The sequence below is a fragment of the Streptomyces sp. NBC_00386 genome, assembly GCF_036063235.1.
In the GTDB taxonomy this organism is placed as follows: Bacteria; Actinomycetota; Actinomycetes; order Streptomycetales; family Streptomycetaceae; genus Streptomyces.
This window is the reverse complement of sequence record NZ_CP107950.1, coordinates 9644801-9666300: the sequence shown is the minus strand read 5'-3', so window position 1 is coordinate 9666300 and position 21500 is coordinate 9644801. Positions and strand designations below refer to the sequence as shown.

Annotated in this window: 15 protein-coding genes and 1 pseudogene; 5 read left to right on the top strand and 11 right to left on the bottom strand. The window is 69.7% G+C overall.

Annotated elements, in window-relative coordinates; genetic code table 11:
- Nucleotides 1-241: 241 nt before the first annotated feature.
- Nucleotides 242-4948 carry a HEAT repeat domain-containing protein gene (locus OG780_RS42315; protein ID WP_328457464.1) on the top strand — a complete coding sequence of 1569 codons (4707 nt, stop codon included), beginning with the start codon at nucleotides 242-244 and terminating at the stop codon, nucleotides 4946-4948.
- Nucleotides 4949-5363: 415 nt separating this feature from the next.
- Here OG780_RS42315 and OG780_RS42310 read toward each other — a convergent pair whose 3' ends face one another.
- Entirely contained in the window at nucleotides 5364-6080 is a 717-nt protein-coding gene (locus OG780_RS42310; protein WP_328457462.1) for a TetR/AcrR family transcriptional regulator, read from the bottom strand.
- An 87-nt stretch (nucleotides 6081-6167) separates the two neighbouring features.
- Here OG780_RS42310 and OG780_RS42305 point away from each other — a divergent pair, with 87 nt between their 5' ends.
- The gene (locus OG780_RS42305; RefSeq protein WP_328457460.1) at nucleotides 6168-7028 is read left to right on the top strand and encodes an SDR family oxidoreductase; all 861 of its coding nucleotides are present in this window, start codon (nucleotides 6168-6170) and stop codon (nucleotides 7026-7028) included.
- Nucleotides 7029-7268: 240 nt separating this feature from the next.
- Nucleotides 7269-8443: pseudogene (locus OG780_RS42300) on the top strand (IS3 family transposase).
- Nucleotides 8444-8476: 33 nt separating this feature from the next.
- Here OG780_RS42300 and pqqE read toward each other — a convergent pair.
- The 10 genes from pqqE to OG780_RS42250 all read right to left on the bottom strand — a co-directional run bounded on the left by pqqE (nucleotide 8477) and on the right by OG780_RS42250 (nucleotide 18030).
- Nucleotides 8477-9592, bottom strand: coding sequence for a pyrroloquinoline quinone biosynthesis protein PqqE (gene pqqE, locus OG780_RS42295; RefSeq protein WP_328457458.1), 1116 nt, complete (start codon nucleotides 9590-9592; stop codon nucleotides 8477-8479).
- Nucleotides 9589-9855, bottom strand: a complete 267-nt coding sequence (gene pqqD / locus OG780_RS42290) for a pyrroloquinoline quinone biosynthesis peptide chaperone PqqD (RefSeq protein WP_328457456.1) — start codon at nucleotides 9853-9855, stop codon at nucleotides 9589-9591. Before pqqD ends, pqqE begins: the two co-directional genes overlap by 4 nt.
- Nucleotides 9848-10612 carry a pyrroloquinoline-quinone synthase PqqC gene (pqqC, locus tag OG780_RS42285; protein ID WP_328457454.1) on the bottom strand — a complete coding sequence of 255 codons (765 nt, stop codon included), beginning with the start codon at nucleotides 10610-10612 and terminating at the stop codon, nucleotides 9848-9850. Before pqqC ends, pqqD begins: the two co-directional genes overlap by 8 nt.
- Nucleotides 10609-11508, bottom strand: coding sequence for a pyrroloquinoline quinone biosynthesis protein PqqB (gene pqqB / locus OG780_RS42280; RefSeq protein WP_328457452.1), 900 nt, complete (start codon nucleotides 11506-11508; stop codon nucleotides 10609-10611). The genes pqqC and pqqB overlap by 4 nt, the downstream gene beginning before the upstream one ends.
- 12 nt (nucleotides 11509-11520) lie before the next feature.
- Nucleotides 11521-11652: a pyrroloquinoline quinone precursor peptide PqqA gene (gene pqqA, locus OG780_RS42275; protein WP_328457450.1), complete on the bottom strand. Its 132-nt coding sequence runs from the start codon at nucleotides 11650-11652 to the stop codon at nucleotides 11521-11523.
- Between the two features lie 80 nt (nucleotides 11653-11732).
- Nucleotides 11733-12713, bottom strand: a complete 981-nt coding sequence (locus tag OG780_RS42270; RefSeq protein WP_328457448.1) for a ThuA domain-containing protein — start codon at nucleotides 12711-12713, stop codon at nucleotides 11733-11735.
- 131 nt (nucleotides 12714-12844) lie between these two features.
- A complete protein-coding gene (locus OG780_RS42265; protein ID WP_328457446.1) occupies nucleotides 12845-14992 on the bottom strand; it encodes an outer membrane protein assembly factor BamB family protein in 2148 nt (715 codons plus the stop codon).
- Nucleotides 14993-15186: 194 nt separating this feature from the next.
- The gene (locus OG780_RS42260; protein ID WP_328457444.1) at nucleotides 15187-16008 is read right to left on the bottom strand and encodes a citryl-CoA lyase; all 822 of its coding nucleotides are present in this window, start codon (nucleotides 16006-16008) and stop codon (nucleotides 15187-15189) included.
- The gene (locus tag OG780_RS42255) at nucleotides 16005-17213 is read right to left on the bottom strand and encodes a CaiB/BaiF CoA transferase family protein (protein WP_328457440.1); all 1209 of its coding nucleotides are present in this window, start codon (nucleotides 17211-17213) and stop codon (nucleotides 16005-16007) included. Before OG780_RS42255 ends, OG780_RS42260 begins: the two co-directional genes overlap by 4 nt.
- A gap of 49 nt (nucleotides 17214-17262) precedes the next feature.
- Entirely contained in the window at nucleotides 17263-18030 is a 768-nt protein-coding gene (locus tag OG780_RS42250) for an IclR family transcriptional regulator (protein WP_328457438.1), read from the bottom strand.
- Nucleotides 18031-18241: 211 nt separating this feature from the next.
- Here OG780_RS42250 and OG780_RS42245 point away from each other — a divergent pair, with 211 nt between their 5' ends.
- Nucleotides 18242-19744, top strand: a complete 1503-nt coding sequence (locus OG780_RS42245) for an aldehyde dehydrogenase family protein (RefSeq protein WP_328457436.1) — start codon at nucleotides 18242-18244, stop codon at nucleotides 19742-19744.
- Entirely contained in the window at nucleotides 19741-21492 is a 1752-nt protein-coding gene (locus OG780_RS42240) for a thiamine pyrophosphate-binding protein (RefSeq protein WP_328457434.1), read from the top strand. The genes OG780_RS42245 and OG780_RS42240 overlap by 4 nt, the downstream gene beginning before the upstream one ends.
- Nucleotides 21493-21500 lie beyond the last annotated feature (8 nt).

Below are 21500 nucleotides of genomic sequence, written 5' to 3'. Positions count from 1 at the left end.
CACCGCCCGTATGCAGCACATCCACGGCATCGGCCTTGAACTCGTCCGAACAGTCCTTCATCGCCATCGGTGATCTTCTCGCCTCCTCCAGATCAAGCAGATCCGGTATCAGCGTGTCCGCCACTCAGGGGAGGCGCAGGACGAGGCCGAGGCGGAAACGGGTGGGCTGTGGCTCATGAGGTGTGTGAGGCTGCTGAGACGATCACCAGCGTGATCGTGAGCACAGCAGGGGGAATTGAGAATGGCTGACGGTACGACGGGGACGACGGCGCGAATACTGGCGATGGCCACGTCGTGGGAACCGGAACACGGCGGGATCACCGCGTTCAACCGGCAACTGTGCCAAGCGCTCGCCGAGGCCGGGGCGCAGGTGTTCTGTGCGGTGCGTTGGATGACGAAGGAATCATGGGATGACGCGCAGGCGCTGGGGGTGACTCTGCTGGCGCTGCCTCGGGTTTCAGGTGCCGGCGACGACCCCGCGCTGGGCTACGTTCCCGTACTGCCGGGCGGCGTCGTGCCGGACATCGTGGTGGGGCACGGCCGGGTCACCGGGCCTCTGGCTCTCGCCCTGAAGCGAAGCGCCTATCAGACGGCTCGGCTGGTCCAGGTGGTGCACATGGCACCGTCCGATCAGGAATCCCTGCCGAGCGGGACCGATGAGTCGGCACGGGCGGAGGAACTCGCCCGGTTCGAGGTGGAGCTGGCCTCGCAGGCGGACCAGGTGCTCGCGGTCGGGCCGCACCTGACCGAATGGCTCCGCAAGGAACTGCCCCCGGAGGCGGCGAGCCGGGTGGTTCGGCTCGATCCCGGTTTCGACGACACCGATGCACCGGACATCCCGGCTGCGCCGCCCAGTTGGAGACGGCTGGACTCGCACAAGGTGCTGCTCTTGGGCCGTCTGAAGGACTGGCAGGTCAAGGGCGTGGACATCGCCGCGCGGGCGCTGACCCACGCGCTGGACCACCTGCCGCACCAGACGGAAGTCGATCTGGCTCTGTACGACGCACAAGACGAGGGCCAGAGCCTGCGCGTGCAGGTCATGGAGTGGGCGGGCCAGCCCGAGCGTTTGTCGGTGACGGTGAAGCACTGGCCCGTCGAAGGGGCGTGGTTGCGCCGGGAACGGAAGGACGCCGACCTGGTGCTGATGCCGTCGCGGGCCGAAGAATTCGGCCTGGTCGGACTGGAGGCCACCACGGCCGGGGTCCCCCTGCTCGTCTCCGACCGGAGTGGTCTGGGCATGCTGCTGCGCGAAGTGCTGCCGGTGCGGGACGCGGAACAGGTGGTCGTCCCGGTCACCGATCGCCGGGAGGAGGACGCAGCGACGTGGGGGCGCCGGATCGCCGCGGTGCTGGCCGACCGCGAGGCCGCGTTCAACCACGCCGCCCTGATGCGCAGGGTCTGCGCCGCCGAGCGGACCTGGGCCAGCGCCGCCCAAGTGGTCCTCACCGCAATACCCGCCGCGGCCCCGGCCGATGATCCTTCAGAGGGCGACGCAGTGCCCGGCGGCGCCGATCCGATGGCGGCCGTCACCGGGGCTCCGGCGGACGAGGGGCGTCTGGCGGAGGCCGTCGGCCGGTACGCGGAACAGGTGCGCCGGACCTGGGGACATCTTGACCTGGAGGAGCTCGTCCACCCGTCGGAGCAGGACGATCACGCTCCGGTCGGGTTGCGTGAGGTGTTCGTGGCACCGGCGGTCCGCGCGGAACCCGCACCGGCGGACCTGCCCGAGGAACTGGCCCGGCGCCTGGAGGAAACGGGCGATCTGCCTCCCGCCCCGGCGGACTCCTCGAGAGAGGCGTGGGCACGGAGGAGGCAGTACTTCGTCCACCACGATGCGCCCGCCCTGGACGCGTTGCGGGTACTCGCCCACCCCAAGGCGCGTCGGGCGGTGCTGCTGGGAGATCCGGGAGCGGGGAAGTCGACGCTGGCCAGGTATCTGACGCTGACACTGCTCGAGGGCGGCGCGGCGGACGGGCCGCTGGCGGCACTGGCGGGGCAGGTGCCCGTGGTGGTGGACCTGCACGCCTACGCCCGGGTGCGCGCAGACCGGGCGTGCGAGGAATTCGAGGAGTTCCTGGGACGGCTGCACGAGGACCGGTCGATGGCGCCGCCGTGGGCGGTGATGCGGGACCTGCTGGAATCCGGGCGGGCGACGGTGGTGTTCGACGGCCTCGACGCGCTGTCCGACCCGCGGGCGCGTGAGGACACCGTGCACCGGATCGCCGGGTTCGCCGACCGGTGGCCGCGCGCACACCTCGTCGTGACCTCCCGGCCGGTCGGCCACCGGCCCGACGCTCTGCGCAATGCGGGGTTCGCCCACCACCAGCTTCAGCACTTCGACGAGCTGCGGGTCGAAACGTTCGCCCGACGCTGGTACGCGGCCTCCTGCCCGACCGACCCCGCCGAAGGCGAACGCCTCACGGAACAACTGATCGCAGCGGTGCGCGCCCTGTCGCCGGTGCGGGAACTGACGGGCGTCCCGCTCCTGCTGACCCATCTGGCCGTCACCGGCCGCCACCAGGCCCTGCCGCAGGACCGACGCGCGGTGTACGAGCGGGCGGTCACCGTGATGGTCGCCCAGTGGGAGCGGGCCACCCGAAGCCTTCAAGCCTCCCTGCCCGACAGCGTGCGGGAGGTCCTGGCAGCCCTCGGGGCACGCGAACACACCGAGATCCTGCAACAGCTCGCCCGCGCCATGCGGGAAGGCGGCGCCGGGATCTCCGGCAACCACATCCACGTCCGTGAACTCGAGGACGTCGTCCGTGACCATCTCAGAGGGCGCCACGGCGTGGACCGTCAGGTCGCCGGTCTCGCCGCCCAGGCTCTGATCGGCCGGCTGCGCACCGGTACCTTCCTCCTGGCCCACCAGGGCGGCGGGGTGTTCGGGTTCGTCTGCCGTGGGTTCCTGGACCACCTGGCCGCCACCGCTCTCTTCGGCGCGTACACGGACCGGCAGGAATGGACGCCCGAGCAGTTCATGGACGAGGTCATCGTGCGCCGCGCGGTGGACCCGGACTGGCACGAGGTCCTGCCGCAGGTGATCGGCCGTCTCCAGGACACAGAGGCCGCCACCGCCGTGGACCGCGTCCTCGCCCTGGCCGCCACCGGTCCCCTGCCCGGCGGGCAGGCCGCGACCCTGGTGCTGCGGGCGCTGGCCGAGGCCGGAGCCACCGACACCCTCACCCCCCAGGGCATCGCCGCCGTCGACGCCGCCACCGGCGATCTGTTCCCCTCCACCTCCGACGAGGGCGTCAGGAAGTTGTGGGCCGTGGTGCGGCCGGCGCTGGCGTCCTTCGGTCCCTCGTGGCCCGGGCGCAGCCGCTACCTGCGCTGGTATCACCTGGTCGGCCAGTTCGCCGACGCCTTCTCCCAGCCCGCCCGCGTCGCCTGTGTCCTGCTCGGAGACGACCCCGGCCAGGTCCGCAGGCTCGCCGTGGCCGCACATCACCCGGACGACCGCGCCGTCTTCCTGGAGCACCTCGCACAGACGTGGCCCGACCACCCCGAAACCCTGGACACCGTCCGAGCCGCCACCACCGACCCCGACCCCGGCGCTCGCCGCGGCGCCATGGCGGCGCTGAAGGCGTACTGGCCCGACCACCCCGAAGCCCTGGACACCGTCCGGACCGTCCTCCAGGCCACCGTCATCGACCCCGACATGGACGAAGCTTTCCGGCCCTTGCTGGAAACGCACTGGCCCGACCCCGACGAGGTTTTGGCCACCATCCAGACCGACGCCGATGTCGTCGGCCCCTCCGCCGACATCGAAGGTTCGTTCCTGGGGCTGCTGGCAGCCCACTGGCCGGACCGCCCCGAAACCCTGGCCGTCATCCAGGCCGCCACCGCCCATCCTGATCTGTACATACGGAGCAGCGCCCTGGAGGAGCTGGCGAGGCACTGGCCCGACCGAGCAGAAACCCTCGTCACCATCCAGACCGCCGCCACCCACACCGACCAGTTCGTCCGCGGCACCGCCCTGCGGCTGCTGGTACTGCGCTGGCGCGACCGGCCCGAAACCCTGGCCGTCATCCAGGCCGCCACCACTCACCCCAGCGAGGAGGCCCGCAGCACCGCCCTGCACCTGCTGGGCACGGGCTGGCCCGACCGACCCGACACCCTGGCTGCCGCGGTCCGGGCCACCATCGATCCAGAGGTCTCCATCTGCCTCGGCGGCCTGTCGGCGCTGAAAGCGTGCTGGCCCGAAGGGCCCGAAGCCCTCGCCGCCGTCCAGACCGTCGCCACCACCCTCCCCACCCCGGACCTCAACCGCTTCGACGTATGGCTGTGGGGCTCCGCCCGCCGCAAAGCCCTGGAACTGCTGGGGCGGCACTGGCCCGACCACCCTGAAACTTTCGCCACCGTCCGGACCGCCACCACCACCGCCGACCCCGACGTCCGCTGCACCGCCCTGAAGACGCTGGCGACGTACTGGTCCGACCGGCCCGAAACCCTCGCCGCCGTCCAGACCGCCGCCACCGACTCCGAGGAACCCGTCCGCCGCACCGCCCTGTCGCTACTGGCAGAGCACTGGTCCGACCGGCCCGAAGCCCTCGCCGCCGTCCAGGCCGTCCCTACCGACCCAGGCCCCGACCTCCGTCACACCGCCCTGCAGTCAGGGGAGAGTCATCTGCCTCGTGACCCGCAGGTATACGGTCCGACAGCAGAGTCTGCCGTTCACGACCCCAGCCCGGACGTACGAACCCTCGGTCTCGGGCTCGGCACCCTTCACGTCGCCGACTGGCACGACGGATCCCGCCTCCACACCCACGCCCGCACAGAGACGGACCCGGAAGCACAGTGCCGGATCCTACGGATGATCGCGCTGGAATGGCCTGCTGACCCTCGCACCGCCGACCTGCTGCTGGACCTGATCACGACACCGGATGTCGACGACGATGTCAGGGACTGTGCTCAAGACCTGAGAGCGGTACTGGACGACCGCCTCTGAGGCTGCACCGCCGCCACGGCTACGGCACCGCCACCCCGGAGTTACTCGAACGGATGAACGCTGCGTCACCCTGGCGTGGATCCGATGCCGGGGTACCTCTCCTTGACGGCGTCCCTGCAGATCCGGACCTCGCGAACCCCCAGCCGGCTGAGGAAACCGGCGCCCGGAGACGACTGAGCCCCCGGCATTCGCCGGAGGTTCAGCCAAGCGCCCAACTCCTGGTCCGATGTCCTGCGGTCTTTCGTCGGGCCGGGGAAGCGAAGAAAAAACTCGGCGGCGTGGCGTCCCGCCTCATTCGCGACCTCCTTGAAAGACACGCCTCTTACGCCTCATGCGACCCGAGCAGTCGGCGCAGCGCGGCCGCGCGCCGATCGCCCCGGATCCGCTCCGCCACCTGGGGCGCGGTGAAGGCGGCTCAAGCTGGATCGGCTGCCAGGCGGGTGAGCCACTCGCGCAGAAGGTGCTGTTCGGCGTCGCTCAGGACATCGGCATCATCCGGGAGAGCGGCGCGCAGCGCGCGGGCCGCCGCAGCGGGGCCGGTCTCCGCGGCGGGGATCGTCGGTTCGGCGCTGGTGATGGCGGCGACCATGGCCTCGCGGAGGGCGGTCAGCAGCGCCGGATTGCGGCGTTCTGCCGAGGTGGAGTGCCAGGTGATGACCGCGCCTCGACCGGTGGCCTGGATGATCTGGGCGGCCAGCTCCTCGTCGACCCGCAGCCACCCCCCGGCCGCCAGTCGGCGCACCCGGCCGTGGAGGATCTCCAGGCCCGCGCGGTGTGCCATGTCCGCCCCCCGGCCGGTGGCCCTGTTCATTACCGCGAACAGCTCGGGGCGGGAGATCCCGAACTCCACCACCATGTCCCAGCCTCGGCGCAGGTCCTCCACCGCGTCCTGCGGGTCGGAGTCGAGCTGCGCGCGCTTGCTCTCCAGGAACTGCGCGTAGCCGTGCTCGGCGACAGCCTCGAGGAGCCCCTCCTTGTCTCCGAAGAGGCGGTAGATCGCCGGAGGCTGCGTTCCGGCCGTGGCGGCGACCGCGCGGGTGCTCACCGCGTCTGGGCCGCCGTTCTCCAGCAGCTCGACGGCTGCCTCGACGATGCGGCGACGAGGACTGTCGGTGGTGTCGTGCGTGGCCATGAATCGATGATATCGAAGACTTGGTTCCATTGATATTCCAGTGTTACCGTCGAAATGATTCCACTGGAAACAGCGTCGGGAGAACCCATGATCATCGTGACCGGAGCCACCGGAAAGCTCGGCCGCAGCACCGTCGAACGCCTCCTGGAGCGCGTCCACGCCGACCGCGTCGGCGTCAGCGTCCGCGACCCGCGCAAGGCCCAGGACCTCGCCGACCGCGGCGTCCGTGTCCGGCAGGGCAGCTTCGACGACCCCGCCTCGCTCGCGCATGCCTTCGAGGGGGCCGAGCAGTTGCTCCTCGTCTCCCTCGACCGCATCGGCGAGGAGTGCGTCACCGGCCATCGCACCGCCATCGACGCTGCCGTGAAGGCCGGCGTCAGCCGCATCCTCTACACCAGCCAGATGGGCGCCGCCCACGACTCCCGCTTCCAGGCATGCCGGGACCACGCCCAGACCGAGGACCTCCTGCGCGCCACCGGCCTGCCCTGGACCGCGCTGCGCAACGGCTTCTACGCGGCCAGCGCCTTGCAGTTCCTGGAGTCCGCCCGCCACACCGGCGACATCGCCCTCCCCGCCGACGGCCCCGTCGCCTGGACCGGCCACGACGACCTCGCCGAGGCCACCGCGGCGATCCTCACCGAGGAGGGCCGATTCGAGGGGCCCACCCCGCCGCTCACCGGCGCGGCGACGCTCGACTTCGGCACCATCGCCGAGATCGCGTCCCAGGCCACCGGACGGCCCTTCACCCGCACCGTCGTCTCCGACGACGCCTTCCGCGAGCAGGCACTGGCGCACGGTGCCCCGGCCCCGATCGCCGACCTGATGCTGAGCATCTTCGCAGCGGCGCGGAAAGGCGAGTTCACCGTCGTCGACTCGACGCTGGCCGAGCTGATCGGCCGAGAGCCCGCCACCTTCGGCGCCCTGCTGGAGCGCGCCTGGGCCGAATAGATCCTGTGGGGCGCGCAGGAGGCGTGGGCCTGTAAGGACGCGCCCGGCGAACTCGTCGTCATCATCCCGTGAAACACGCACCCCCTGACGCCCCAGACCAACGCGCGGGCGTCAGGGGTGGCTCCGTTGACTTGGAGCAGCAGCGTTTGGACACCCGATTGGGTTCTGGCTCAGGGGGTCCTGCACCTTGATCGTGGACACCTCGACACTGGATCTTGAATTCAGGGAGAGGAGTCCCGGGTGGGGGCCTACGAGTACTCGGCGGAGTTCCGGGCCGGCGCGGTGGCGCTGGCTCGTTCGTCGGGCCGGCCCGTCTCACGCATCGCCGCCGAGCTCGGCGTGAATCACGAGACCCTGCGACAGTGGATCAAGGCCGTGGAGAAGGCCGAGAGGCCCGAGGCGGTCGCGGAGTCCGCGAAGGACGCGGAGATCGTGGCTTTGCGCAAGCAGGTCCGCGAGCTGGAGATGGAACGCGAGATCCTGCGCCGGGCGGCCAAGTATTTTGCGGGCGAGACGAACTGGTGAGCCGCTTCGAGTTCGTTGCCGACCATCGCGACGCCTTCGGCGTGAAGCGGCTGTGCAGCGTGCTGAATCTGTCCCGGTCCGGGTTCTGCCGATGGCTGAAGACCGCGCCGGCGCGGGCAGCGAAGAAGGCCGCCGACGCAGCGCTCACCCGGCGGATACGCAAGGTCCACGCAGAATCCGGGAGGACGTACGGGGCCAAGCGGATCACCACCGAGCTCCGCGCCGGCGGTGTGATGGTGAACCGCAAGCGCGTCGAGTGGCTCATGCGCCAAGACGGTATCCAGGGGCGGAGGTTGAAGCGGCGGCACCGCATCACGATCCCGGACCCCGCCACCCAGGCGGTGCCCGATCTGCTGCGGCGGAACTTCCCGCGTCCGCCGCCGACCGGGCACGGGTCGGTGACATCACCCATCTACCCATCGCCGGCGGGAAATTCCTGTACCTGGCCACCGCCGTCGACGTGTTCTCCCGTCGCCTGCCGGGCTGGTCGATGGCCGATCACATGCGGGCCGAGCTCGTCACCGACGCGCTCATCGCGGCCGTCCGCACTCGCGGCGGACAGGCGGACGGAGTCATTTTCCACAGCGATCACGGGGCTCAGTACGGGTCGAAGGCGTTCGCCGACACCTGCCACCAGGCCGGGATTCTCCGATCCATAGGAGCGGTCGGTCGGTACCTCCGCGGACGACGCCGCCGCGGAGTCGTTCTTCGCCTCGCTCAAGCGGGAGATCCTTCCCAGCCGACGCGGCCGGCCGACAGAACGAGCCGCCCGGCTCGCGGTCTTCCGCCGGCTCGGCTTCTACAACCACCGGCGCAGGCACTCCACGATCGGCTGCCTCACGCCGGTCGCCTTCGAACAGAGATCAACTACGCCGGCCATCGCTGCATGACAACCGGTGTCCACGATCAAGGTGGAAGCCCCCTCACGGGACGTGCCGTACGACGCGCGCCTGGAACCGACTGGCTGCTGCAGGGCGTCGAGGTATGAGCGCGGGCGGAGTGCCGGGGCGCGTGAGATCGATCAGAGTCGCGTGGTCCGGCGACAGTGAACAGGCCGGGTCGGTACGGGACGCGTCTCCGGTGAGGGCGAATGCCTGGCAGCGGCACCCCCCGAAGTCCTCGGTCCGCCGTTCGCAGCTGCGGCAGGGGTCCGGCATCCAGTCGGTGCCTCGGTAGGCGTTGAAGGCGGGTGACTCCTCCCAGATCCAGCGCAGGGGCCGCTCGATGGCGTTGGGCGCATCGAGCCCTGGCAGTGTTGCCGCTGCCGGGCAAGGAAGAGTCGTCCCGTCCGGAGTGACAGTCAGCGAGACAGCGCCCCAGCCTCCCATGCAGGGCTTGGGCGTGCCGGAGAAGTAGTCGGGCACCACCCAGGTGATCTCGAGAGTGCCGTCGAGTCGTTCTTTCCAGGCCTCCACCTGCGCTCCGGCGGCGGCCAACTGCTCACGGCTCGGCATGAGCGCGGCCCGGTTGAGCAGGCCCCAGCCGTAGAACTGTGCGTTGGCCAGCTCGATCCGGTCTGCGTCCCAGGCCACGGCAAGTTCCATCAGTGCGTCCAGGGCGTCGAGATTGTGCCGGTGCAGAACGACGTTGATGCCCAGGGGCAGCTCGCGCTCCCTGACAAGCGCGGCAGCCTGCCGTTTGGCGGTGAAGGCAGGGTGGCCGGCGAGGTCGTCGGACCGGCGCGAGTCGGCGTGCTGGATGGACAGTTGGACACTGTGCAGCCCGGCATCCACCAGGGCATCGAGTCGTTCGGCCGTCAGTCCGACGCCGCTGGTGACCAGCTGGGTGTACAGGCCTGCGTCCGCTGCGGAGCGGGTGATCTGCTCGAGGTCCTTGCGCAGCAGGGGCTCGCCGCCGGAGAGGTGTGTGTGCAGGACGCCGAGTTCTGCTGCCTGGCGGAAGATGTCGGCCCACTGGCCGGCGGTGAGTTCCTGCGACCGGCGGGTCAGTTCCAGGGGGTTGGAGCAGTAGGCACAGTGCAGGGGGCAGGCGTGGGTGAGTTCGGAGAGCAGTGCCCAGGGCGGGGTGGGAGCCGTCATCGCAGGCCGCCTTCTGTATGGAGCTTGTGCAGGAATGAGATGACGTCGTCGCGGATCGTGTCCGGGACGGGATCCGGGGCGAGGGCGGCGATGATCTCGTCGACGGTGCGGGTGCCGTCCACGAGATCGAGGACGGCCCGGCCGGAGCCGTGCAGGACGATGACCCGTTCGGGCAGGAGCAGGACATCGGTGTTGCGCACCTGGTCGTGACGCAGGCGGGCGGCGGGTGGCAGGCGGGGATGCCAGGTGGATGTGTCAGGCATGGCGGTGGTCCTGATCAGCGACTCCTTGAACGCTGTCGAGCAGGCTCCACAGGACGTCGCACTTGAAGGACAGGGCGGCCAGGGCCTGGTGCTGCTGCTCGCACGTAGTGGCCCACGTGCGTACCCAGCCCAGGGCTTCGCTTCCGTCGCGTCGGCCCTGGGGAACACGGCCGCGGAAGTAGGACAGGCCGGCGGACTTGATCCAGGGGTAGTACAGGGGGAAGGTTTCCAGGCGCGTCAGCATGATCGATGGAGCGCAGAGTTCCGTCAGGGACGAGGCCACGGCTTCCAGCACACTGGCGTTGCGGCAGAAGTTGACGTAGCCGTCCACGGCCAGCCGGACGCCGGGCAGAAGGTGTTGATGGTCGAGCAGCTCATCGCGCCGGAGGCCGACGGCTTCGCCGAGCTGGAGCCATCTCTCGATGCCGCCGTCCTGATCGGTGTGCCCGTCGTGGTCCTGAATGCGTCGCAGCCAGGACCGGCGTTGCGCGGGAAGGTGGAGCTTGCTCAGGATGAGAGCGTCCTTGATGGGAATGTTGCACTGGTAGTAGAAACGGTTGGCGACCCAGGTGCGCAGCTCGGCCGGTGTCAGTTGGCCTTCGTGCATGCGCTGGTTGAAGGTGTGGCGGTCGTGGTAGCGGCTGACCGCCAGTTCTCGCAGGCGCCGTTCCAGCTCGTCCGCGGTCCAGGGTGCCGGACCGTCCTCGGTGGCGCGGTGGCGGGCGACGAGCGTGGTGTCGGGTGCGGTCGTGGTCATAGAGACACCACCATCCTGTCTGCGGCGACGCCCAGGCCCAGGCCGGCGAGCCGTTCGTGTGCGGGATCGTCCGGGTCCACCAGGGGATTGCTGTTGTTGAGGTGGGTGTAGAGGATCTGTCCGCCGCTTCCTTGGAGGCGGAGGGCGGTGCCGTGCGGGCCTTCGATGGGCAGGTGTCCCATGGCGGAGGCGGTGCGCCGCGAGAAGCCTGTGCGGCGGGGCTCGTCGTCGGTGAGGAAGGTTCCGTCGATCAGGACGCAGCCCGCGTCGGTGATTTCGTCGTCGAGTCGGTCGTTCCAGGTCGCGAGGGCCGGCGCGTACAGTGCGGTCTTCCCGGTGGCTCGGTCGCGGACTTTGAGAGCGATGCTCCAGGCCGGGTGCGCGGGTTCGTCGGCGGCGTAGCGGGGACGTTTGGCGGACAGCGGGATGGCGCTGACGTCAAGTCCGCCTATGTCTGTGGGGTGTTCGGCTCCGGTAAGGGGAAGGTCGTACCAGTTCAGCGTGGTGTAGGGGGCGAGGACCTCGTTGAGGGACAGACGCGTGGTCAGGGCTTTGCGGACGGGTTCGGTGCACCAGATGTCGATGCGGGAGGCTTCCCTGAGCCGCAGGAGGCCGAGGGTGTGGTCGAGTTCGGCATCGGTGAGAACGATGCGTACGACGGGTGTGCGTTCCTGTCCGGCGTCGGGCCTGAGGCTGGGGTGACTTTCGAGCTGCTCGGCGATGTCCGGTGTGGCATTGGCGAGGAACCAGGCCCCTGAGTCCGCCGGTTGAAAGGCCAGTCCGTCGTGGAGGCGTCGGCGTGAGGGGTGGCGGCGTGCCCCGGTGCAGCCGGGGCACGCGCAGTTCCACTGGGGTATGCCACCACCGGCTGCTGTGCCGAGGATGCGCAGCAGCACGGCGGCGTCTCCCTACTTCGTGCGCAGCGAGTAGGCGGTGACTTCCAGGGCGGTGTCGACCACCGTGAAGTCGGGGCTCTGCCAGTCCGCGGGGGTCTGGGCTGTCGGCTCGGCCTGGTGCTGGGTGCGGGTCTCGTCGTACATGATGATCTTGCCTTCCTGTCGGGAGGGGTGACGGCGCCGTGGTGGGCGCCGGGAGCCGGCCGGCCGGTTGCGGCCGGACGTCACTTGCAGAACGGCGTCTTGCCCATGGCGGATTCGATGCCGCCGAGGAGGAGCTTTGGGAACTCGGCGGCGCCTGCGAAGGAGCCGTCGGTGGAGAAGTCCTTGGCGTCGTGGCCGAGTGTGGTCAGCCAGGCGCGGCCGCCGTCGTAGTACTGGCACCAGGCGACGGGGTGGTTCTCGCCGTGCCCGGGATGGTTGTAGTTGCCGGTCACGCCCTTGGCGAGGGTGCTCTCGTCGACGTTGGCCAGGACACGCACCCGTGTCGGCGCGGGAACGAGGTTGTACCACTCGTCTGAGAAGTTCCACTTGGAGGGCAGCGACTTCGTGGAGACGTCCCTGCGGTCGACGGTTTCTACCGTGCCGGGCTGCGCGGGGCCGTGGTCGTAGAAGTTGGCGTTGCCGAGCAGGCCCTCGTACCAGGGCCAGTTGTACTCGGTGCCGAACGCGTTGTGGACGCCGACGAATCCGCCGGCGCCGCGGACGTACTGCCGCAGGGAGGTCTGAGCTGCGTCGTCGAGGGCGTCGCGGCTGGTGGAGTAGAAGATGACGGCGTTGTACTTGAACAGGTTCGCGGGTGAGGCGAGTTGGGAGACGTCCTCGGTGTAGTCGACCTGGAATCCGTTGTCCGCGCCCAGCTTGAGCACGGCCTTCTGGACGACGTTGGCATCGGTGAGGGGCGGATTCATGCCTGTGGCGAGCACCGGGCCGAGGTTGGCGTGGCGGGGGCCTGCTGTACGGGTGTAGAGCAGGACCTTGAAGCCCTTGGTGGTGTCGAAGTTGCCCCAGTCGTGGTAGCAGTGGGCGTCGACGCCGCGGCATACGCCGTAGTCGGGGTCGCCGAGTTCCTGGGCGCCCTGGCCTGTGCGGCCCTGCGCCATGCTGAGGGTGCCGGTGGCCACCAGGGCGACGGTGATGCCGACCGTCGTGGCGGCGCTGGTGAGTGCTGCGTGCAGCGGACGCATGCGGAGTCTGGTTCTCATGGGGCGTCCTTACATCGTTCGAAAGAGCGTGGTGGGGCGGCCTCGCGGAAGGGGTCAGGGCCAGGAGCCGACACTGGCGTGCAGGGCTGCCGCGAAGCGGCTACGAGAGCGCGGCGCAGGGGGCGGGCGGCTTACTGGACGACGATCTTGCCGGTGTTCTGCGGGGCGATCGGGTCGTTGTAGAAGTACTCGCCGGGGGTGTTGAAGGTGTACGAGTAGGACTGGCCCGGCATGAGGAGCCCGGTGTCGAACTCGGCCTCGAAGAAGGAGACCGCACCGTGCGCGGACTTGTTGTCCGCGGGGTTGACGAAGGTGACCGTGGTGTCCTTGGCGATGCTCAGGTGCTGCGGTGCCATGGCGTTCTGGGCCACAAGGTTCTCGGTGGCGCCGGGGGCGTTCTTCGCGTTGTCCCAGGTCCGGCCGAGCGTGATGGTGTTCTTGGCGGTGTCGCCTGTCACGGCGGCGGTCCGGATCTGGTTGCGCCTGGACGGCGGGGTGGGGGCTGCGGCCGGCTTCACGGTGCCGCCGAGTTTGAACGCCCACAGGTGATCGCCCCTGGGGATGTCCGGGTAAGGCAGTCCGTTTCCGCCGGCGAGCACGGCGATGTACTGCTCGCCGTCGATCTCGTAGGTCAGCGGGTTGGTGTTGACGCCGGCGCCGCACTGCCAGGTCCACAGTTCGCTGCCGTCGCGGTCGTCGAGGGCGGTGAGCACGCCGTCGGGACGGCCCTGGAAGAGCACGCCGCCGGCGGTGCTGAGGACGCCGTTGCCGTGGGCGAGGGACCACTCGCCCTCCTGCCGCCAGGCCACGGTGTTGGTGCGTGGATCGACGGCGGCGAGGCCGCCGGCGAAGTACTCGCCGAGGGGCCGTGCGGTGTTGACGCGGCCGCCGTGGGTGTTGGAGTAGGCGGAGTTGATGAGGCCGTAGCCGACGTAGACCAGGCCGGTGCGGTGGCTGAAGGACGGGGAGGACCAGTCGGCGCCGCCGCCCGCGCCGGGGAAGATGATCGTCGCGCGGTCCCAGTGGGCCTCGAAGAGGCCGCCGGTCGGGTAGAACGGCACCGGCCGGGTGGCCTTGTCGATACGCGGCTCAGTCTCGACGAAGGGCTCGCCCCCGGGGAACGGCTGGGTGGGGGCGGTCTTCTGGGCCGCGTGCTGCGGCACCGGACGCTCTTCCATGCCGTGGATCGGCTTGCCGGTGGCGCGGTCGAGCATGTAGTACATGCCCGTCTTGCTGCCGTAGACGACGATCTTGCGCTTCTTGCCCTTGACCAGGATGTCGGCGAGCACGGGGGACATGACGCCGTCGTAGTCCCAGATGTCGTGGTGCACGGACTGGAAGTGCCAGCGCCGCTGTCCGGTCTTGGCGTCCATGGCGACCAGGCAGTTGGCGAAGAGGTTGTCGCCGCCGCGGGTGGAGCCGTCCGTGCGGGGATAGGGGTTGCCGAACGTCCAGTAGACGATGCCCAGTTCGGGGTCGACGGCGGGGTGGATCCAGCAGACGGCGCCGCCGGTCTTCCAGGTGTCGCCCTCCCAGGTGTCGTTGCCGTACTCCCCAGGGCCCGGGGTGCCCCAGAAGACCCAGGCGATCTCACCGGTGCGGGCGTCGAGGGCGTAGGCGCGGCCGCGGGCGCCGGCGGTGCTGCCCTGGGTGCCGATGTAGACGAGCCCGTCCCAGTACACGGCGGCTCCGGCGAGACCGCCCTTGCTGCCGCCGCACTGGCCGGAGGCGGGGTCGCAGTCCGGGTTGCCCTGGTCCTCGACCATCAGCTCGCGGCTCCACACGACGGCGCCGGTCTTCTGGTTGAGGGCGTAGACCTTGTTGTCGCCGGAGATGGTGAACGCGAGGCCTTCGCCGAGGGCGAGGCCGCGCATGTTGGTGGTGTCGGTGCCGACGTTCGTCTTCCACTTCACCTGTCCGGTGCGGCCGTCGACGGCGAAGACGTTCTGCTGGGTGGTGGCCAGGTAGAGCACGCCGTCCTGGGCGATGACGGCGCACTGCTGGGCGGAAGAGGTGGAGCCGTTCTCCAGGTTGATGTGCCAGGCGCCGCCGAGCTTGCGGACGTTTCCGGCGGTGACCTTCCTGAGCGAGGAGTAGCTGTGGTTGCCGAGGTTGCCGCCGGCCTTGGGGTAGTTCGCGGCGGTGGCGGCGTGGGCCTGGTCGGGTACCGGCCGCGCCAGATTGTCGGCTGTGTCGGCCTGGGCGGGTGTGCCGTTGAGCAGGGCGACGGTGGTGGCTGTTCCGGCTGCGGTCGAGGTGAGAAAGCTGCGTCTGTCCATGGTCCCTCTTTCATGACGAGTCCTGAAATACCCGTCAGTGGCGGGGCTGCGGAGTCTCAAGTGGGGGGAGGAGAGCTGCGGGGCGGATCATGGTCCGCTGTACGGTTCGAATAGTCCGTACCGTGGTTGCCGATTGGCGGAAAGCTACGTTAGGGATGCGCCGGGGGTGTGGCAAGAGATGTGACGCGGATTGTTCACGCGTCTTTCGGCTGGGGCAGACGGGCCGGGAGGACGTTGCGCGGGATCGGGCCCTTGTTGCGGCGGCCCTGCCCGGTCTCCTCCCACGCGTGCGCCAGGATGCCCACCGAGCGGCTGAGGACGAACAGGCCGCGGGCGAGCGGGGCGGAGAAGCCCAGTTCGGCGTAGATGACGGCGGTGGCACCGTCGATGTTCATCGGAACGGGCCGGGCGCCGGCTCGGCGGCTTTTGAGGATGTCCTCGACGGCGAGGGCGGCGTTGAGGAAGCCGCCATTGACGACGTTGTCGGAGACCGCCTGCTGGACGAGCTGGATCAGCGGGTCGCGCCGCGGGTCGATGGGGTGGAAGCGGTGGCCGAAGCCCGGAAGGTAGCGCGAACGGCTCTGCCAGTCGGCCATGACCTCATGGGCCGCTTCCTGCCAGCTGCCGCCCAGGGTGTGGAGGTCGCGGATGTCGGTGAGCATCTCCACGCACTGCTGGCCGGCCCCGCCGTGGGCGTCACCCAGCATGTTCACACCGGTGGCAACAGCGTTGTTGAGGCCGACTCCGCAGGTGGCCGCCATTCGGGCGGCGGCGATGGAAGGGGCCTGGGGCCCGTGATCGACACCTGCGACCAATGCGGCCTCGAGCAGGGACGATTCGCGTGGGGCGGGTGTGGTTCCACGCAGCATCAGCCAGATGATGTCGACCAGGCTTGCCGTGCCGATGAGGTCCTGCACCGGGTGGTCGCGCAGTTCGATGCTGCCCGGCTCGATGTGGCTGACTGCGGTGGCCCACCACTGTGCGGCCTCACTGGCGTCGCTGTGCGCACTGGTCATGACGCGGCGGCCTCTCCGGCTGTCCGGGCGGCCGCACCGAGCCAGCGGCTCGCGATCTCCTCACGGCGGGCGTTGTGTTCGCCCAGCAGCGGCGGCGGAGAGGGCGGGTCGAAGGCTTCCCCGTCGACGAGAACGCCGTTGCCCACGACATGCAGTGGTCGTCCGGGACGTCCTGGATGGCCGAGACTGGTGATGAAGTTCCGATGCGCCAGTTGCGGCTGTTCCAGGGCCTGGGGCACGGTGAGCACCCGGGCGGCGGGCACGCCGGCGGCGTTCAGCTCGCGCTCCCATTCGGCGGCCGGTCGGCTCGACAGTGCCTCGTTCAGGGCGGTGTTGAGCTCGTCACGATGGATCTTGCGCTGTTCCCGTTCACCGAAACGGTCATCGGTGATCAGTTCTGGCGCGCCGGCCAGTCGGCACAGCGCCTCGAACTGGCGCTGCTGGTTCGCTGCGATGTTGAGCGGTCCGTCCAGGGCGTGGAAGGTGCCGGAGGGGGCCGCGGTGGGGTTCTGGTCGCTGAGCGGTTCGGGTGGGATCCCGCTGACCAGGTAGTTGGAGACAGCCCAGCCCATGGTGGACAGTGATGCCTCCAGCATGGAGACGTCGAGACGGCTGCCGTGCCCGGTGCGTTCACGGTGGAGCAGGGCAGCGCTGATGGCGAAGGCGGCCATCAGTCCACCAGTGGTGTCACAGACGGGGAAGCCCACGCGCTGGGGCGCGGTCTCGGGCGTGCCGGTGATGCTCATCATGCCGGTGAGGCCTTGGACGATCTGGTCGTAGGCCGGCGCGTCGCTCATCGGGCCGTCCTGTCCGAAGCCGGAGATGGAGCAGTAGACGAGACGCCCGTTGAGCTGGGCAAGGGGTTCCGCACCGTAGCCCATCCTGTCCAGGACACCGGCCCGGAAGTTCTCCAGCAGAACGTCCGCCCCGGACAGGAGCCGTTCGAAAAGGGCCCGGTCGGCGGTGTCCTTGAGATCGAGCTCCAGAGAGCTCTTGCCCGCGTTCTGGGCGAGGAAGGACGCCCCGACACCGTCCCGGTTGAGAGACGGATCGGGGCCCAGGTTCCGGGCCAGATCACCCTGGCCCGGACGCTCGATCTTGACCACCTCGGCGCCCATGAGCATGAGCTGGTAGCTGCAGTAGGGGCCTGCCAGCACGTTCGTGAGATCGAGAACGCGTATTCCATCGAGTGGGCGAACGTGCATATGACGTCTCCTTCCAGCGGCGCCTGCTGCGGCGCCGCTGCCGGCGTGGTTAGGTGCGCGGCCCCAGGGGGTGGTGGAAGCCCTGCGAGGCGATGCGTGCGGCTGTTTCGCGCAGGTCGTCCGCGAACACCTCGATGTCCTGCTCCGTGATGCGCGCGCTGGGGCCGCTCAGCGAAAGGGAGGCGACCGTGACACCCGACTGGGTGCGGATGGGCACGGCAACGGCCGTGAGGCCGATGTCGCGTTCGCCGTGGCTGGTGGCGTACCCGCGGCTTGCGGCCTCGTCGGCCCACAGCCGCAGTTGCTGCACATGGGGCACGCCGTGCGGGGAGGCAGCGGCGACCCGTTGCAGCAGCCCGTCGGTGGCCCCGATGAGCAACACCTTCGACGAAGCGCCGGCCCACAGCGGCAGTTCGTCGCCCACGCGCACCACATGCCGCAGAGGCTGAGGGCTTTCCTGCTGCGCGACGCAGACACGGTGGATGTCGCGGCGGATCATCAGATTCGCCGTCTCGCCGCGCCGGTCGACCAGTTCACGCAACAGCTTCTGCGTGTCCGGCGGCAACTCCCAGCTGGTGTGGGCCAGATGGGCCCAGCGCCACAGGCCGGGCCCGGCTGTGTAGCCGCCGGGCGTCGCCCACAACAGTCCGTACTGCTCCAGCGTCTGGACGAGGCGCACCACGGTTGTCTTGGGCAGGCCGGTCGCGTCGACCATGTCCTTGAGAGGAACGGTGGGCTGATCTTCGGTCAGCAGCGACAGGATGTCCAGAGCCCGGCGCACGCTGCGTACGCCGCCTTGTCCTTGCTCCGTGTCCATGCGCTCTCCTTCGTCAGTGGTCGGCCGCGCGGCCCGTTGCCGGGCGTGGCGCTCGAAAGGACAGCTTCCACCAGCCAAGGTCCATTCGAAAACCGCTGGTTTCAACTTCCTCATGCCGACCTATTGCCACGGCCTCTCGGCGCCCGTACGTTACACGCCAGTCCACAGAGCAGTCCACGGAAACCGTCAGATGGTTTTTTCTGGAGACGTGATGCTGCAAGATCTCCTCAAGGCCGCCGACCAGAACGACGTGGTCGAGGCCCTCCCCTACAGCGCCGGATCCTGGGGCGGCGAAGGCCCTCCCACGGATCGCACCGGCCCCTATCTGAGGCGCACCGTCAGCCGCGCCCCTGCCGCGACCGAGCGTGAGATCGGCACAGCGGTCGCGCAGGCCGGCGGTTACGCGCGGCAGATGGCCGACCTCGCGCCCGCCGCCCGGGCCGACATCCTGGAGGCCGCCTCACGCAACGCGCTCGTCCACCGCGACCGGCTCGCCCGCCTGCTCGCCCTTGAACTGGGCAAACCCGTCAAGGACAGCCGCACCGAGATCGAACGGGTGGCTTCCACGTTCGCGGTCTGCGCGGCCGAAGCCCGCCGCATCGACGGCGAGACCCTGCCCGTGGCCGGTTGGAACACCGGCATCGGCAACACCGCCTTCACCTACCGGGCGCCCGCCGGAGTGGCACTGGCCATCACGCCGTTCAACGCGCCGGCCAACCTCCTCGCCCACAAGCTCGGTGCCTCCTTCGCGGCGGGCAACACCACCTTGGTCAAGGCCCCGCCACAGGCGCCGGCCATCTCGGCCGCCGTCGTCGCCCTGCTCCTGGACAGCGGCATGCCCCACCAGGCGGTCCAGCTGCTGCACGGCGGCGGTGATGTCGGTGCCGCCCTGTGCGCCGCCGATCCGGTCAGCGTCATCAGCTTCACCGGCAGCGCCGACACGGGTGCCGCCGTGGCCCGCGCCGCGGGCCGAAAGCGGCTCGCCCTGGAGTTGGGCGGCAACGCCGCCACGATCGTGTGCGAGGATGCCGACGCCGCGGCGGCTGCCAAGATCAGTGCCCGCACCGGTTACAGCAACTCCGGTCAGAGCTGTATCTCCGTGCAGCGTGTCTACGTTCACCGGTCCCGCTACGCCGAGTTCCTCGACGCATTCACCGCGGCGGTCGATGCGCTGGTCGTCGGTGATCCACTCGACGATCGCACCGATGTCGGTTCCATGGTCGACGAGAACGCGGCCGAACGCGTGGTGGCCTGGTCGAACGAGGCACGTCAACTGGGCGCGAGCGTGATCCGCGGCGGCACCCGTGACGGCGCCACCGCCGCCCCGACCATCGTCGCCGACCCGCCCGTCCACGCCTCCGTGGTCGTGCACGAGGTGTTCGGCGCGCTGGTTGCCGTCCTGCCCTTCGACGACTTCGACACCGTTCTCGATCAGTGCAACGCCAGCCGTTACGGACTGCAGGCCGGCCTGTTCACCCACGACATCACCCGCATCCTCACCGCCTGGCGACGCCTGGAGGTGGGTGGACTGATCGTGAACGGGACCTCCAACTTCCGTCTCGACCATGTTCCGTTCGGCGGTGTGAAGGACTCCGGCTTCGGCCGCGAGGCCCCTCGGTGGCTCATCGAGGACTACACCGTCGTCAAGACCCTCGTGCTGCGCGGACTGTCCATCTGGGGCGACAGCCGTGAGCTGCCCAAGGAGAACTCGTGACCACTGTGACCGCCGCCGAAGCCCTCGTCGCTCAGCTCGAGTCCTACGGCGTGGAGTACGTCTTCGGCACCTGCGGGCACACCAACATCGCCCTGCTCGACGCACTCGGCCCGAGCCCGATCGAGTTCGTGATCGCCCGGCACGAACAGGCCGCGGCCCACGCGGCCGACGGCTACGCCCGGGCCACCGGCCGCCCCGGAGTACTGCTCACCCATGTGGGGCCGGGCATGATGAACGCCGTCACCGGCGTCGCCACGGCCGCCCTGGACTCCGTGCCGCTGGTCGTCATCACCGGCGACATCCCCTCCTACTACTACGGCCGGCACCCACACCAGGAGGTCAACCTCCATGCCGACGCCGACCAGACCGCGATCTACCGGCCCTTCTGCAAGCGCACCTGGGAGGTCCAGCGGGCCCAGGACATCCCGCGCGTCACCGAGCGGGCCTTCTTCACCGCCGCCGGCGGCCGACCCGGGGCTGTTCTGATCAATGTTCCGATGGACCTGTTCAACCGGCCGGTCGCGCCCTACGACTGCGGCCACCCGCTGCCCGGGCACCTCGGCCAGCCTGGCCTGGACGAGGCGACCGCCGACCGGATCGCCCAGGAACTGCTGCAGGCGCAGCGGCCTCTGATCTACTTCGGCGGCGGCCTGCGCGGCCCCCGTGCCCGCGCCGAACTGCTGGCCCTCGCCGAGCACCTCGACATCCCGCTCGCCCACTCCCTGATGGGCAAGGGCGTCATCTCCGACCGTCATCCCCTGCTGCTGGGTATGCCGGGCTTCTGGGGACTGGAGAGCACCCACGAACGCACCAAGGGCGCCGATGTCGTCCTGGCGCTGGCCACCCGCTTCGCAGAGACCGACTCCAGTTCCTGGGACGCGACGTACACCTGGAACTTCCCGCCGAGCCGGCTGCTGCAGATCGACATCGACCCCGCCGAGATCGGCCGCAACTACCCTGTGCACATCGGTGCCGTGGCGGATGTGGAACTCGCCCTGGAGAAGATCGGTGCAGCGGTCCGGGCCCGCCGGAGCACGCCCGTCTCCCGTCCGGGCCTGCGCGAGAGCATCGCTGCCGCGCGGACCGGCGTGTTCGACGCGGCACGCGAGGCCGGACGCAGCGACAACTTCCCGTTGCGGCCCCAGCGCATCCTGACCGACCTTCGCGAGGCCCTGCCGAACGACGCGATCCTGGTCACCGATGTCGGCTGGAACAAGAACGGCGTCGCACAGTGCTACGAACTGCCCGATGAAGGCCGCTTCATCACTCCGGGAGGCGCATCCACCATGGGCTTCGGGCCGGCCGCGGCCGTCGGCGTGCAGATCGCCCAGCCCGAGCGCGTCGTGGTCGCCCTCATCGGTGACGGCGGCATGAGCGCCCAGCTGCCCGCAGTGCCCATGGCGGTCGAGCAGGGCGCGCCCGTCATCTTCGTGGTCATGAACAACCGCGCCCACGGAACCATCGCCGACCTGCAGTCCTCGTCGTTCGGACGTTCCTACGGCTGCGAGTTCACCGACGCCGAGGGCCGGCCCTACAGCCCGGACTTCGCGCAGTACGGCGAGTCCTGCGGCGCCGCCGGCTACACCGTCACCTCACCTGGCGATCTGCGCAAGGCGCTCGACGACGCCATCGCCCGCCGCCGCCCGGCTGTCCTCGATGTCCCCATGGTCAACGAGCCGGTGCCCACCCCGGGTCACTGGAACATCAAGGACATCTACGCCGGCCGCTTCCCTGCCGACACCCTCTGATCCCCATC

Bases quoted from the DNA above. Each gene is read 5' to 3' on its own strand.
- OG780_RS42315 (WP_328457464.1), top strand. From the start codon at position 242: ATGGCTGACGGTACGACGGGGACGACGGCGCGAATACTGGCGATGGCC.
- OG780_RS42310 (WP_328457462.1), bottom strand. From the start codon at position 6,080: ATGGCCACGCACGACACCACCGACAGTCCTCGTCGCCGCATCGTCGAG.
- OG780_RS42305 (WP_328457460.1), top strand. From the start codon at position 6,168: ATGATCATCGTGACCGGAGCCACCGGAAAGCTCGGCCGCAGCACCGTC.
- pqqE (WP_328457458.1), bottom strand. From the start codon at position 9,592: ATGACGGCTCCCACCCCGCCCTGGGCACTGCTCTCCGAACTCACCCAC.
- pqqD (WP_328457456.1), bottom strand. From the start codon at position 9,855: ATGCCTGACACATCCACCTGGCATCCCCGCCTGCCACCCGCCGCCCGC.
- pqqC (WP_328457454.1), bottom strand. From the start codon at position 10,612: ATGACCACGACCGCACCCGACACCACGCTCGTCGCCCGCCACCGCGCC.
- pqqA (WP_328457450.1), bottom strand. From the start codon at position 11,652: ATGTACGACGAGACCCGCACCCAGCACCAGGCCGAGCCGACAGCCCAG.
- OG780_RS42270 (WP_328457448.1), bottom strand. From the start codon at position 12,713: ATGAGAACCAGACTCCGCATGCGTCCGCTGCACGCAGCACTCACCAGC.
- OG780_RS42265 (WP_328457446.1), bottom strand. From the start codon at position 14,992: ATGGACAGACGCAGCTTTCTCACCTCGACCGCAGCCGGAACAGCCACC.
- OG780_RS42260 (WP_328457444.1), bottom strand. From the start codon at position 16,008: ATGACCAGTGCGCACAGCGACGCCAGTGAGGCCGCACAGTGGTGGGCC.
- OG780_RS42255 (WP_328457440.1), bottom strand. From the start codon at position 17,213: ATGCACGTTCGCCCACTCGATGGAATACGCGTTCTCGATCTCACGAAC.
- OG780_RS42250 (WP_328457438.1), bottom strand. From the start codon at position 18,030: ATGGACACGGAGCAAGGACAAGGCGGCGTACGCAGCGTGCGCCGGGCT.
- OG780_RS42245 (WP_328457436.1), top strand. From the start codon at position 18,242: ATGCTGCAAGATCTCCTCAAGGCCGCCGACCAGAACGACGTGGTCGAG.